12 protein-coding genes and 7 pseudogenes are annotated in these 13,989 nt (G+C 38.1%); 16 read left to right on the forward strand and 3 right to left on the reverse strand.

Annotation, left to right across the window (positions count from 1 at the left end; translation table 11 throughout):
• Nucleotides 1–15 precede the first annotated feature (15 nt).
• From LKD41_RS13715 to LKD41_RS13735, 5 genes and pseudogenes are all read left to right on the forward strand, one after another.
• Complete coding sequence (locus LKD41_RS13715) at nucleotides 16–312, forward strand: hypothetical protein (RefSeq protein ID WP_227701477.1); 297 nt, start codon at nucleotides 16–18, stop codon at nucleotides 310–312.
• 46 nt (nucleotides 313–358) lie between these two features.
• Nucleotides 359–544, forward strand: coding sequence for an HTH domain-containing protein (locus LKD41_RS13720; RefSeq protein WP_330615378.1), 186 nt, complete (start codon nucleotides 359–361; stop codon nucleotides 542–544).
• A 26-nt stretch (nucleotides 545–570) separates the two neighbouring features.
• A complete protein-coding gene (locus LKD41_RS13725) occupies nucleotides 571–1,221 on the forward strand; it encodes a hypothetical protein (protein WP_055171124.1) in 651 nt (216 codons plus the stop codon).
• Nucleotides 1,222–2,197: 976 nt separating this feature from the next.
• A complete protein-coding gene (locus LKD41_RS13730) occupies nucleotides 2,198–3,055 on the forward strand; it encodes a ParB/RepB/Spo0J family partition protein (RefSeq protein ID WP_331470930.1) in 858 nt (285 codons plus the stop codon).
• 17 nt (nucleotides 3,056–3,072) lie between these two features.
• Nucleotides 3,073–3,591 (forward strand): annotated as a pseudogene (locus tag LKD41_RS13735) (ParA family protein); the annotation flags it as partial.
• A gap of 7 nt (nucleotides 3,592–3,598) precedes the next feature.
• Here LKD41_RS13735 and LKD41_RS13740 read toward each other — a convergent pair.
• A pseudogene (locus LKD41_RS13740) lies at nucleotides 3,599–3,913 on the reverse strand (ISNCY family transposase); the annotation flags it as partial.
• A gap of 4 nt (nucleotides 3,914–3,917) precedes the next feature.
• Between LKD41_RS13740 and LKD41_RS13745 the strand changes: the two are divergent.
• A pseudogene (locus LKD41_RS13745) lies at nucleotides 3,918–4,310 on the forward strand (citrate/2-methylcitrate synthase); the annotation flags it as partial.
• Between the two features lie 100 nt (nucleotides 4,311–4,410).
• A complete protein-coding gene (locus tag LKD41_RS13750) occupies nucleotides 4,411–5,916 on the forward strand; it encodes a methyl-accepting chemotaxis protein (RefSeq protein WP_227701479.1) in 1,506 nt (501 codons plus the stop codon).
• Nucleotides 5,917–6,138: 222 nt separating this feature from the next.
• Here LKD41_RS13750 and LKD41_RS13755 read toward each other — a convergent pair.
• Nucleotides 6,139–6,288, reverse strand: a pseudogene (locus tag LKD41_RS13755) (ISNCY family transposase); the annotation flags it as partial.
• Nucleotides 6,289–6,741: 453 nt separating this feature from the next.
• On the opposite strand from LKD41_RS13755, the gene LKD41_RS13760 reads away from it, so the two are divergent.
• Nucleotides 6,742–7,026 (forward strand): hypothetical protein, encoded by a 285-nt coding sequence (locus tag LKD41_RS13760; protein WP_227701480.1) that lies wholly within the window; start codon nucleotides 6,742–6,744, stop codon nucleotides 7,024–7,026.
• A 304-nt stretch (nucleotides 7,027–7,330) separates the two neighbouring features.
• On the opposite strand, the gene LKD41_RS13765 is transcribed toward LKD41_RS13760, so the two are convergent.
• Nucleotides 7,331–8,632, reverse strand: coding sequence for a transposase (locus LKD41_RS13765; protein ID WP_227701481.1), 1,302 nt, complete (start codon nucleotides 8,630–8,632; stop codon nucleotides 7,331–7,333).
• A 163-nt stretch (nucleotides 8,633–8,795) separates the two neighbouring features.
• On the opposite strand from LKD41_RS13765, the pseudogene LKD41_RS13770 reads away from it, so the two are divergent.
• The 8 genes and pseudogenes from LKD41_RS13770 to LKD41_RS13805 all read left to right on the forward strand — a co-directional run.
• Nucleotides 8,796–9,248: pseudogene (locus LKD41_RS13770) on the forward strand (toprim domain-containing protein); the annotation flags it as partial.
• Nucleotides 9,249–9,586: 338 nt separating this feature from the next.
• A pseudogene (locus tag LKD41_RS13775) lies at nucleotides 9,587–9,943 on the forward strand (TnpV protein); the annotation flags it as partial.
• A 565-nt stretch (nucleotides 9,944–10,508) separates the two neighbouring features.
• Nucleotides 10,509–10,961, forward strand: coding sequence for a VOC family protein (locus LKD41_RS13780; protein WP_154269144.1), 453 nt, complete (start codon nucleotides 10,509–10,511; stop codon nucleotides 10,959–10,961).
• A gap of 42 nt (nucleotides 10,962–11,003) precedes the next feature.
• Complete coding sequence (locus LKD41_RS13785; RefSeq protein WP_154269392.1) at nucleotides 11,004–11,444, forward strand: hypothetical protein; 441 nt, start codon at nucleotides 11,004–11,006, stop codon at nucleotides 11,442–11,444.
• Between the two features lie 227 nt (nucleotides 11,445–11,671).
• On the forward strand, nucleotides 11,672–11,836 hold the full coding sequence (locus tag LKD41_RS13790) for a hypothetical protein (RefSeq protein WP_227701482.1): 165 nt from the start codon (nucleotides 11,672–11,674) through the stop codon (nucleotides 11,834–11,836).
• A 51-nt stretch (nucleotides 11,837–11,887) separates the two neighbouring features.
• On the forward strand, nucleotides 11,888–12,556 hold the full coding sequence (locus LKD41_RS13795; RefSeq protein ID WP_227701483.1) for a YobA family protein: 669 nt from the start codon (nucleotides 11,888–11,890) through the stop codon (nucleotides 12,554–12,556).
• Nucleotides 12,557–13,428: 872 nt separating this feature from the next.
• A pseudogene (locus LKD41_RS13800) lies at nucleotides 13,429–13,629 on the forward strand (ParB/RepB/Spo0J family partition protein); the annotation flags it as partial.
• Between the two features lie 22 nt (nucleotides 13,630–13,651).
• Complete coding sequence (locus LKD41_RS13805) at nucleotides 13,652–13,951, forward strand: hypothetical protein (RefSeq protein ID WP_227701484.1); 300 nt, start codon at nucleotides 13,652–13,654, stop codon at nucleotides 13,949–13,951.
• Nucleotides 13,952–13,989 lie beyond the last annotated feature (38 nt).

Raw genomic sequence — 13,989 nt, forward strand, 5'->3', positions numbered from 1 at the left:
AACGGAAATATTTCGGTGGCAATATCTGGTACAAATGATCCAGATGGGAAAATAGCGAAAGAGAATGCTGAACGAAAAGCAAAAGAGAACAGAGAAAAAGAGGAAAAAGTAAAAGAGAAAAGAGCTGCTAAAAAAGCAGAGGAAGAAAAAGCTGCAAAGAAACGTGCAGAAAAATCGGCAGAAAGAAAGGAAACGGGTGATTATACCTTATCCGTAACTGGTACTGATGTAAAAAGTATGACACAAAGCCTTGTAGCAGAATCTGTGAGTATTTCTGCACCTGATAGATCAAGTTTTGATATTAAGGCATAAGAGGGTTCGGTAAAAGGAAAATATCAAATCAATGCATTAGTTGGAAGTGCTTGTTTCCTATTATGGCATATCCAAGCTAACGATAGCAAAAATGGCTGGTGTTGAGGAAAATGATATTGATAGGCTTTTAGTCAATCCACCAGAAAAGATTGAAATCGAAGTAAAGTATAAAATTGCTGTGACGGTTATGGAACTGCGATTTTGGCTAAAAGATTGTGAATCACCGATATAATCGGGATTTGTGAGTAGAGGGCACTTATGAAAAATAAAAGTATCAATCAAGTTTCTATAATAAATGGTGAAGATGGTCCCACAAGTGTTTTTATATTTGGAGAAGCTCAAAAGCAATCTCTAAAGATTAGAATCCGAAAAGCTATCTATCAATCCAGACGAAAAAGGATAGAAAAGAGAATAGCGGCCAACCCGCATACCCTTGCGGAAGTGGTGCAATACGCAAAGGATCATTATGATTTAGTGGAAATCAATCCTGCCGCAACAAATTGGATAGAACGACAGAAAAATCTAAAAGCTAGTTTGATTATGCAGCATAAACCAGAACTTTTGGGCCAAAGGAAGGATATTCCAAAACCAGATTTTCATAATGAAGAATCTGTTAAAAATTTTTTGAATGAAATGGAAATTAGAAATAAATTGATTGACCAAATGCCTGATAATGTAATTCCCATGGATTTTCATTTATATGAAATAAAAATTGGTGAGGATTTAATGGAAATAGAGGTAGATTATACCTGGAATATATTTGGAATATCTTACTCTGGAAATAAGTCGGTCATAAAAAGGTTTAAGAAAATAGCCAGAGATTTATATTGTTATTATGGTGTCAGTGAGGAGGATATAAAGAACCGGACAAAAAGATATTCTTCACTGGTAACGGAATTGAGTTCATAAATAAGCAGTTAATTTAGCAACAACTTGTTGCAGATTCTAAAGTTATCTTGCATAATTAAAATATAAAAGATGTATATAAGGTCGGAACAGAGACCTTAAACCTGTTCCAGTGGTCGGGATGGAGACCGAAAACCCATTCCCATTGCGGAATAAACTGCAAATACAGTGATCGCGTTGCAGAAACCTGTGAGGCCTGCGACCGGGGGAGAACCTGCGGGGACTCCTCTTTTCTATATTATGGAGATGGTGTATATGCAGAAGATGCTTGATTTTATAACATAGAAGAGAGTACGTGTAATGCGGAGTAAATAATGGTCAAAAAACAATCGACATCCGACCTCACACACGTTATAATATAGATAATCTAATAAGAAAACAGTGTTATCATTACCGCATATTCAGTGAGAATGGTAGCCATAAATATGAATTCGCAGGAACGGAATGGTTGAACCCTCAGGGTGACAGTGTCACTCATTTGTCAGCGAGAGGTGCTTAACTTGGATGATTTTCAGTTTTCTTATTTTGACATGGATTTACAGGAAAGTCAGTAAAATCAAGTTGTTGCTTGACTTATGTTGACCAAGAAAAACATAGATTTTCTGTAGTGACTTGAACTCCTAAGACTCTATTGTAGGTTCGATTCCTATAGGGAACGCTCTATTTTAAGCGGTAATGAGAGAAAAATCATTGCCGTTTTTTTGTTGTTTTTCTGCTAACAGCAAATCGAAAAATGAGCATTTTTGCTAACAGAAAATGCAAATTGCTAACAGTAAAATTATTGTAGATTTGCTAACAGAAATGAAAAGCTATAATGCAACTGGTGTAAAGGGCTGTAAATTGGTGTAGCTAACAAAAGGGTAATGGTTAAAAATATTTCTGCTTGGAAAATATCAAGCCTGAATGAGTATTCCGTTCAGATTAGATTAGGTTCTAATCTGGGCGGATTTTTTTTATTTCAGGGAGAAGGAGGATGCCTATGGCAGAAAAAGTGGATCAGATGGATCCAGATGAAAAGATCGTTGAAATAGCGATTGAACGGCTAAGAGTATTTGAAAACCATCCGTTTCGAGTGGAAATGGATAGCCAGATGAAAGATCTTCAGGACAGTATCAAGAAATACGGAATAATAACTCCGGTAATAGTGAGACCACGAAAGGAAGGATATTACGAAATCATATCAGGTCATAGAAGAATATTTGCAGCGGAAAAACTGGGATATAGAAAAGTACCTACGATAATCCGCTTTATGACAGATGATCAGGCAGTTATCGCAATGGTAGATTCAAACTTGCAAAGGGAGAGAATCCAGCCGAGTGAAAAAGCATTTGCCTATAAGATGAAATATGATGTGCTTAAAAGAAAATCAGGAAGAAGGAAAGCTGGACAAGTTGACCACAATTCAGGGAAAAAGGGATTGGAGATTATCAGTGAGGAAACTGGAGACAGTCCTAAGCAGGTACAGAGGTATATCAAGATGGCAGATCTGATTCCTGAACTTTTGGAAAAGGTAGATGATGGTTCAATGGGATTTACTCCGGCCGTGCAGATTGCATATCTAAAGAAAAAAGAGCAGAAGGATGTTCTTGATGCTATGGAATTAACATTATGCACGCCATCGTTATCACAGGCAATGCGTATGAAAAAACTGAGTGATGATGGAAAATTAACAACCCAGAGAGTTGAAGATATTCTAAGCGAAATAAAGCAGAAAGAAACGGACAGGGTAGTGTTTAAGAATGATCAGCTTCATAAGTATTTTCCAAAGAATTATTCTACGGAACAGATGAAGAGAGAAATAATTGAACTTTTGAAATTGTATGTATTGAATTATTAAAAACAGGAGGAAATGTTATGTGTAAGGTTATTGCAGTATCAAATCAAAAAGGTGGAGTCGGAAAGACTGTATCATGTGTGAATCTGGGAATAGGTTTGGCACAGGAAGGAAAGAAAGTGCTTATGATAGACGCTGATCCACAAGGAAGTCTTACAATCAGCTTAGGTTATGAGGAGCCGGATGAAATGGAGTATTCTCTGGCAACACTGATGATGAACATTGTGAATGATGAAAAACTGAATATAGAAAAGACTATCTTACACCATAAGGAAGGAGTGGACCTTATCCCAGCCAACATTGAATTATCAGCGATAGAGGTGTCTTTGGTAAATGCCATGAGCAGGGAACTGATTCTGAGATCTATGGTAGACAGGCTGAGAGAATTTTATGATTACATAATAATTGATTGTATGCCTTCACTTGGAATGATGACAATTAACGCATTGGCATGTGCAGATTCTGTATTGATACCGGTGCAGGCTGCTTATCTCCCGGTCAAAGGATTACAGCAGCTGATCAAAACAATCGGAAGAGTATGGGTACAGGACAGGCACGAAGATTCTTTTCGGGATAAACGTAAATCATTCTTCCACAGGAAGATGTTGTGCAGGGATTATCACAATGGCATACACGGCGTTTTGTTTTATCTGCTTTATTGTATTCCCATTTCATTTTCGGGCAGACAAATTTCATCGTGGGAATTTTGCTTTTTAAGTGTGATTTACTACCTTCTCTTTTCATAGGAAGCGAAGGATCATGAGGACAACAGGGAACACCATTTTCGTTGATGGTATAACCGTTATCTTCCATAGAAAGTTTTACGCGGAGAGGAATAAATGCTTTTTCAAATCCAATTTCACCGAAACAGGTCTTTGATAAGAAGGGACTGATCTATGGTATGGGACATGCCGTGTATTCCCTGTCTGATCCGAGAGAGCGTGTGTTCCACAGCTATGTGGAGCATCTCGCGGAGGCAAAAGGGCGCCAGAAAGACATGAATCTTTACAATATGATAGAAGAAGTGGCTCCGGAACTGATCGCAGAGAAGCGTCATATTTTTAAAGGCGTCAGTCCAAATGTGGATTTTTACAGTGGTTTTGTGTATGAAATGCTCGGCATTCCATCGGAATTATATACACCATTGTTTGCCATTGCAAGAATTGCAGGATGGAGTGCACACCGGCTGGAGGAGCTGGTGGGATGCAACAAAATTATTCGTCCGGCATATAAGAGTGTCATGGAAGAACTGGAATAAGATTATTACAGCGGACAGAATTGCATTTTATTTTGCTCTGTGCTAGTATGGAAACAGAAACTTTCGTGTGTTATAACTATAACAGGAAAGAGGACTGATTATGAAAATAAAAGAAAAATATTATCGCTTTGCGGAAAAAGGGCAGCAGATACAGAGAGTAAACCGTTTTCTTGTAACAGAATATCTGATTTTTTATGCATTTATTCTGTTTATGCTCTGGGCATCAAGAGCAAAAGGAGTACGTTCTTTGGGCTTTGCGGCATTTGTCAGTGTGATTGCAGTAGTCTCCGGAGGTGCATTGCTCATCGGATGGAAGTGGCGTCCGGAATCGGAGCGGCTGAGATATCTGGCACTGATCGGGTTATATCTCGTATCATTTTTCATGACTTTTGCTTATACGGAGAGCTTTATCCGTTTTCTGGGACTGGCTCCTTTTATCGGCTGTATTTTGTTTTTTGATCCGAAATATTCCAGAATCGGCGGCATCGGTTATCTTGTATTGAATGCGCTGACTGTCTTTGGTCAGATCCGTCAGCAGCCGGAAGGCGTAGCCGGGACAACCAATCTTGTACTGGATCTGCTGGCACTGGGGGTACTGGTATTTGCTGTGATCTTTACAACAAATGTGGCACAGAAATTCAACCATGATACCCGGCACAGTGAACAGCAGGAGCAGCGGAAGCAGCAGGCAATTTTAGACGATGTGATCGGTGTGGCGGAAGAAGTGCGTAAGGGTACGGAATCCGTGATGAAGATTGTCAATGATCTGAATGGATCGACAGAGGTGGTCAATGGTGCGATGAAAGATATTTCTTCCAGCACGCATAGCACGGCGGAAAATATCCAGACACAGACAACCATGACACAGGATATCCAGCATTCAATTGAGCAGACACTGGAAAGTTCCGAGAATATGGTAAAAGTGGCAAAGCAGTCCGGGGAACTGAATCAGAAGAGTATGGAGATCATGGAACATCTGAAGAAACAGTCCGCGGTAATCGCAGAGACAAACTCCGGAGTGGCAGATTCCATGAAAGCGTTACAGGAGCGTACCGAGGCAGTAAAGAGTATTGCAGATACCATCTTTTCCATTTCCAGTCAGACCAATCTGCTGGCGCTCAATGCTTCTATTGAGAGTGCCCGTGCAGGGGAAGCCGGAAAAGGGTTTGCTGTAGTGGCTGATGAAATCCGTCAGCTGGCAGAGAAAACCAGAAGTGAGACAGAAAGCATTGCACAGATTCTGGATGAATTGTTTAAAAATGCAGAGGATGCAGCAACGGCGGTGAGCCGTTCGATTGAGGCTACCAATGCGCAGGATTCCATGATTGCGAAAGCGTCTGAGAGTTTTTCGGGAATGAATGAGAATGTCAATACACTGGTTCAGGAGATCGAAGGCATTGACGGCATGTTAAACCGTCTGTCGGATGCAAACAATCAGATTGTAGACAATATCAGTAATCTTTCTGCAACAACGGAAGAAGTGACGTCCTCTTCCGTACAGGTAGCGGATCTGTCAGTTGAGAATTTAAACAATGCCGAGCAGGCAAAACAGAAACTTGACAATGTGCTTGCGGTATCTCATGAACTGGATAAGTACATAAAGTAAACAGATGGAATGAGATAAAGGTGCCTCAGCAGGAGAAATTCTGCTGAGGATTTTTACTACTATATAGGTAATTGCGAAACAAGTTCGCAATCTTGATTGAAAACAAGGATAAAATCCTGCAATGCAGGATTCTTGGAATGGAAGGTGGCAGTCATTCATTTAGGGCATGACAAAAAGGCTTCATAGTTAGTATGAAGCAGAAAAATTTATAAAATCTCAATTTTAAGCAATCAAAGGCTTAAGACTTCGAATGTATTGATGTTGATGAATTTTATCAGCAACGATTACTGTAACAAGTTGAGCTATGCCAGCCAAAAGTAAATCGGCATGAAGCGTTTTTTCGTTCTGGGTTTTACGATTAGCTACGCAAAAGTGAACGGTGTTTTGCGAAAATGCAGGCGCAGCCGGAATGGTAGTTTGTGCCATGCGATATTTTTATCTCCCCCTCTGAGCATGGCGGTTACAAACTATTTGCAAAATGGAGCTTTTACGATATAAATTATCGTGTGAGATAAAAAAAATATAGATAACTCATAATCAAAAGAAAGGTTGTGGGCTATCTATTTTTTTACCCCATTTGAATAGTTAGTCCCGAGTGGCAGGGTGTCCCCTACTTGACTATGGGGACACTTTTTACTCATGTGAGGAAGAAATACTTACCATGCGTGGAGAAATAAATCCGGATAATGATGCTATTACCAATCGTTCGAAACGGTTAAAAAAAAGAATGAAAAAAAGATAAACTTAGTGCCTTTGTCCGGACAGCTTGCGCGGACAAAGGCACTTGTGTTATAATCATTGTATTCTGAAAAGGGGGTGCAATGCATGGATGATGATAAACTTGTAAAAGAAGTTTCCAATTTAAGAAAAAGTATAAATTTTCTTTGTTTTTTATTGGTTGCTTTTGCATTAGTGTTTTGTGGGGTAAAATTAAAAGAATATATTTGTTTTCGTTCGGTTTATTCTAGTGTTATCGGTACTGATGGCTATTATAATTCGGATGGTGATTGGATAGATAGTGATGGTACTGTTTATCCGAAAGTATCTTTCGGTACTGGTGATACCATGGAAGAAGCGGAAGAAGATGCGGAACGGAATGCGAATAGATAGTGTGCGGAGCACAGCTTGCCTAAGCTGTGCTTGTTCGCCCGTGTATATAAAAGTCTAATTTTGTCAACGGCTACGTTTTTTTAGCCACTGTTTTTGTGGCCTAAAAAAATTAACTGATCGTTCCACGGTTTTTGTGGAACATCCAGTTAACCGTTTACTAAATTTGGCTTTTATGTCGGTAGTAGCTTGTATTCAAAAAGATAAATCTGTGGATGCAAGGGTTTACATGTTGTATTTTATACGCTAGAACAGAAAAAGGTTGACATCCGTGCGTTATGTGTGTTATATATTGATTGTGAGTTATTTATTCGTAAAAGCTGTCTTTAAAGTGGTTAATAGATTTTTCAACGTTTACACGGATTTTATATGTTTCTTCCCATTCTTCTGAACCCCGTTCCACTCCGGGATAGGCACGAAGATTCTTTTCAGGATAAACGTAAATCATTCTTCCACAGGAAGATGTTGTGCAGGGATTATCACAATGGCATACACGGCGTTTTGTTTTATCTGCCTTATTGTATTCCCATTTCATTTTCGGGCAGACAAATTTCAGCGTGGGAATTTTGCTTTTTAAGTGTGATTTACTACCTTCTCTTTTCATAGGAAGCGAAGAATCATGAGGACAACAGGGAACACCATTTTCGTTGATAGTATAACCGTTATCTTTCATAGAAAGTTTTACGCGGAGAGGAATAAATGCTTTTTCAAATCCAATTTCACCGAAAAGAGATTTGTAGATTTCAATCGTGTCAAAAGCAGCATCACCAAGAAAAGTCTTAGGGGCGATAAGCGGATGCTTCTGAAAGAAATCAACCAGGACAGGAAGCAGGGCTTTTGAATCGGCAAGAGATTTATCCTCATCAGGAGAGTCAGATTTCTTTTCCACAACGATATCCGGATGAGCCTTTAGGAACTCTTTGTTATAGAAAGTGATATCACGGACAATGCCAAGTCCGTTGGTTACAATGCCAAACTTATAGGCGTAACAGAAATGTCCATTAATGTACATCTGCTGGATTGCCTGATTGGAAGCAGCATGCGTAGGCATGGAACCATAAGCAGCCTTATAAGGATCATAGGAATCATCAAGGTTATGGGATTTCTTGAAAGCCTTTAACTGCTTGATAATACGGTTTGCGTATTTTGGATTATTTTCAGTCACCCAGGCTTCAATGCCAGAGGTATCGAAGATGGTCATAGCTGCCAGATGAGGATCAAGTTTTTGGCATATCGGTTCGGTCATATCAACCATGTGATCGAACATAGATTGTAAGTCCATCAGGAAATCCTGTTTAAAACGGGTAAATTTTGAGGCATCAGGAACAACATCAAAGCCACAGAAATCACGTAATTCCTGAGAGTATTTCAAGAAAACGATCAGGAGCATATCAGTCGGGATTGAGAATATACGCTGAATCAGAAAAGCTTTAAGCATTGGATAAAGTTGGTGCTTGCGAGGTCTTCCGGTTGAAGCGTGAAAATGAGAAACAAAAGAAACAGGAACAATTTCATCAAGAAGTGAAAGGAACTGGTATTTGTCATTGTCGAATTTATTTTGGCAATCATCAAAAATTTTTGCCAAAGTGAGCTGCTTATGTGTTATCATGTAGGTATATCTCCTTTAGGTGGATTGGTTGATAGTTTCTCGCAACTCTATTTTACCATAAACCTTGAGGAGATATTTTATTTTTAAAAAAAAATGCCGTATTTATGCGGCTTTTGGCGTTTCGCAAACGCCTATATTTTTTTACCACAAAAGGAGGATTTGAATGTCATATAAATTAGTGATTGCCGAGAAGCCTTCGGTGGCACAGTCCATTGCGAAGGTAATTGGTGCAGATAAGAGAGAAGACGGATACCTGGAGGGCAATGGATATATCGTCAGCTGGTGTGTGGGACATCTGGTGGAGCTTGCATCCCCGGAGTCTTATGATGAGAAATACGAAAAATGGAGATATGATGATCTCCCAATTCTTCCCTCACAATGGAATTATCAGATTGTAGCTGCGACCAGAAAGCAGTTTAGCATCTTAAAAAAGCTGATGGAGAGGGAAGATGTAACAGGATTAGTAGAAGCAACAGATGCCGGACGTGAAGGAGAATTGATATTCCGTCTGGTGTACAATCAGGCAAAATGCAAAAAGCCATTCGAGCGCTTATGGATTTCTTCAATGGAAGACCAGGCGATTTCGGATGGCTTTTCTAATCTGAGAAATGGCAAGGTATGTGTAGCAATCCACAGAGCGCATCAGGAACATGTTCCTAATTGTATGCGACCATTGATTAATAAAAAATTGAAATTGATGTCAGAATTAACAGAGCATACCTTGGCAAATGAAATAGAAGCTCCACATGAGATTTTAAGAAAATAGGCAAGTCAAATTTCAGTATGTCTCTGCCACGGCAGGATTTGCTGTTCAGAATAAAAGTCTCAAATCGTCTTAAATACTTCTATAAATGGCAGTTCTTATGTTTCATTCTCAATTTTATCAATGATTTACCAATATTTCTGGAGAGCCAGACTTGCAAAAAAATGGGCCAGAATGAGGAGATTAGAAATATGAGCGAATTGAAATCAAGAATAACAGAAAACGGAATTGATTATATTCTTGTCGGAGATTACTATATCCCAAACTTGAAGTTGCCAGAAGAACACCGTCCCATCGGAAAGTACGGACGGATGCACAGGGAATATTTAAGAGAAGTCCACCCAGTCAGATTGAATACATTGATACTGATCGGAGAATTGTGGACATATCTTGCAGACCTGAACGAACAGGCACAGGAACAGTTAGATACCATCATGGAGCAGATGAAAGCTGCCGAGGGCGTGACCGAGGAATTAAAGCGTACCTGTCAAATGGAATGGGTGCAGCATTGCAATAACATTCACAACCGGGCAGAAGAAATTGTTTTGCATACCGGAGGGAGTAGATCCCGAACTGCTGATGAAAGTACTTGGCAATCCGGAGATGGCGGCTTTGCTTACTTCTCTGGTGAAGACAATGAAAGTATAAATATAGAAGAACGATATTGTGTGGAGTAGGAAATCTATGCAGTATCGTTTTTTTCGTTTCTTGTGAAAAAATTTGTAGTTATTTGTAAGAATTTGTCGAGAAGTGCCATGTATATAATGTAGGGAGGTTTTAACATGACCAAAGACGAAGAAATCAGAATGATAAATGAAAAACTGGATTTTTATGTAATGGAGGCAAGTGATGAGGAGTTCGATACCGAAGAGGTACGCAAACTTGTGAAGTGATTAGATGAATTGGATCCCATACCATTGCCGTGGAAATCGGATGAGGAAGCATTGAAAGACTTCTGGGATTATTGTGAAGAGAGACAGAGGGAAGAACGTATAATAGCAGATATGAAAATTAAGGATTAAGAAGTCTGTGTTTTAGAAAAATTATGTGGTAAAATATATATACGAGAAGTCTGTAAATCGGTATTTATCATTTGTTAAGGAGGAATAGTAAATGGTTGGAAGAATATATCATGTAGGATTGACGGTTTCAGATTTAGACAAATCAATTGCATTTTATAGAGATATACTTGGACTTAAATATCAAGGAGAAATCATGATGGTTGGCGAAGAGACAGATAAAATGTTTCAAAAGAAAAATTGTAAGGCAAGGGTTGCTTATTTGAATGGTTCTGAGAATATTGAAACACCACCTGTTGAATTGATTCAGTTTGTAGACAGCGAAATCCATAAAGAACAATCTGACTTGTTTATGACCTCTATCTCAGAAGTGTGCTTCTATACGGATGACATTGATTCTGTCTACAGAACCCTGATTGAAAATCATGTGGAGTGCTTGTCTGAACCGCAGTATTTCGATTTCAGGGCAGATGGATTCGGGGAAAGCAGAGCGTTTTATTTCAGAGACCCGGATGGAATCATTCTTGAAATGATGCAACCGTTATAAAAGGGCAATAAACAAATCGATATTTGTGGAGGTAAAGAGTGTATGAAAAAGGAACTGCGTATTCTGGTTATTTTAATTGCTGTGTTATTGGTAGGAACAGTAGGTTACTATTTCATGCCAAAGAAATTCGGTAAGAATGTAAATCCTTCTGAGGTAGACCATATAAATGTGTTCGATGGAAATACAGGAACTGGTTTTACTATCACCGATTCAGAAGATATTGAATATATAGTGGCGAATATTCAAGGTATTTCAATGAAAAGAGATGGCATTTCACTTGGAAGAATGGGATACAGTTTTAAAATTAGTTATATAAACAGCAACGATAAAGATATCATACCTGTATTTATTCTCAATAGTGATAATACAATTTGTAAAGATCCGTTTTTCTATAGATGTGATGGAGGATTATGCTTTGATTACTTAAAAGCATGTGAAGAGAAATATAGAACTAATGTAACAGAAGCTATAGAAGAAAAATAACTTATTGCTGATAAATGTTTTGATGGGGCGATGGTTTTTACATTGATAATAATGGTAATTATTTTATTGGTTTTGACACCTGTAGGAATTGTTGTAGATAAAAAGATTGAAGCTTATTTTGAAAATAAAAGAGAACCTTAAATTCTAATTTTTGAAACTGAGAAATCGGAGTTTTTAGAACAAAATATTTTATAAGATTAATGAGATTTTAAAAAGGAGGATTGGACATGAAAATTTTGAAAAGTATTCTTAATTATATTCCATTAGCCACGTTTATCATATTTGTGGTTACTGATGGTATTTTTTCTCTAACATCAGCATTAATTTTTGTTATTTCAACGATTGGTCTATTAATTAATTGGAAAAGGGAAAAAACAGAGATGAAGAATTGAGAAAATTCCAGTTTATAGAGTTAAAAAATATAAGTTAAGGAGGCATGTATTATGAAAAAAGTAATCTATCTGCTTGTATTATGTATGGTGCTGGGAATGGCTGGATGTGGAACGAATCAAGAAAATAAAGAACCTGTGTCTGGAAATGTGTCCGTAGAAACAGAAAATAAAGAAAATGATGATGTAGTACAAAATGAGCAAATAGCAGATACTGGCTCATATCCTCCATGTGTTATGGTTGATGGTGTTATATATAAAGACACAGGATATGTAGCGTCAATGCCTGGTTGTGGAACAATGGATGGAGAAATTGTGTCAACAGTGGCAGGGACAGAGTTACCATCTGAAAATAATCAATCAAATTTCGGAAGCGGATATTATTATCAAAGGAGTTCTGAAGGTCAGCTCATAGTAGTCATTGATGACGAACGAATCATATTTAGAGATATTGAAAAAGATGATACGTCTATTCCAATAGAGGTTATCAATTTTAATGCAAAAGTAAAAGAAATTACCGATGATGGAGAACTTCTTGTAACGCATGTGAGTACAGCTGAAGGCTTTTGTCAGATGAATGATGGAGAGTATTATGTATCGGCAGAAAATTTAGCGGAAGATGTTCAGGTGGGAGATATCGTTACAATATGGTTTAATGGAATGATTCAAGAAACATACCCTGCTCAATTGGGGGTAGTTTATAGAATCATTAAAACACAATAATTAGTCAAATTCAAGTTTGTAAAACTGATGGAATAAAAAAAGTAAAGCTGGGAGCATTAGCTTCTGGCTTTTTAAGTTAAAGCAAATAGAAGTAAATAATGGTCAAAAAACAATCGACATCCGACCTCGCACACGTTATAATATAGGTAATCTAATAAGAAAACAGTGTTATCATTACCGCATATTGAGTGAGAATGGTAGCCATAAATATGAATTCGTAGGAACGGAATGGTTGAACCCTCAGGGTGACAGTGTCACTCATTTGTCAGCGAGAGGTGCTTAACTTAGATGATTTTCAGTTTTCTTATTTTGACATGGATTTACAGGAAAGGTAGAAAAATCAATGCTTTACTTGACTTGTATTAACTTAAAATAATATAGGTTTCCAGTATGGACTTGAACTCCTAAGCGAGGGGTCGGAGGTTCAAATCCTCTTGGCGACGGGCTTCAAAGCGTTCGAAAATGTTAGCTGGATTAGCTGACAACGAACGCTTTTTTTGTTTTCTAATCACGTTCGTGACATGAAATTCCATTCAAAATAATCAATTTCCAGCTAACGTAATCCGATTTTTGTTAGCTGACAGCTAATCAAAATTACCGTTTTGCAAACATGGGTTTTAGGAAGTCCAGCTAACATTTGGATTCCGCTCTGTTGTCACCCCTTATTCGGGGATGTAAATCAGAGAAAAGGCGGGAAAAGAAACAATCTCTCCCAAACCTGCAAACATGAATTAGCTGAAACAGTATTCAATTCTATTAGCTGTAGCTAATAGTCAAACAGCAATGTCTGTTTGGAACTTTACTATCTATAAAAGTTCCAGGCAGGCATTTTTTATTTCCTGAATCCTGGAGGAAAGGAGTCAAGATGACTGAGTGAGAAAGCTTTTGCTTATAAGATGAAACTTGAGGCAATGAAAAGGCAGGGAATCAGAACAGATTTAACTTTGTCTCAAAATGAGACGAAGTTGAAATCGGATGAAGTCTTGAGTAAGCAAGTTGGGGAAAGTAGAGCTCAGGTACAAAGATTTGTACGATTAACAGAGCTTATTCCGGAACTTCTTGATTTGGTAGATAAAGCTCACAAGGAAAGCAGAGTTGCAGAGAAAGATTGATGAAAAGACAGATTATATTGATCGCCTGAAGATTGGACTTTCAAACATGGTTCGCAATTATGGATTTGAGAACATGAATGAATTTCATCTAAGTTATAAGGAATCTAAGACGGCATTTGCAGATTATCAGCAGAAAGTTGAAGATTGGAAGAAAGGCTATGACAATGTAGTTGTTTCAAAGGATAAGACAGAAACAATGTCGGAGAAACTTGATAGACTGCAGAATGAGGTGGAAAGTTCTAGGCAATATAATAAACAGAACCAAGCCAAATGGGCGAGATAAATTCTTCTGTTTTCCCTATTATATGGATTACTATGTTC

It is taken from the genome of Roseburia sp. CLA-AA-H209, from assembly GCF_020687575.1.
GTDB classification, from domain to species: Bacteria; Bacillota; Clostridia; order Lachnospirales; family Lachnospiraceae; genus Roseburia_C; species Roseburia_C amylophila.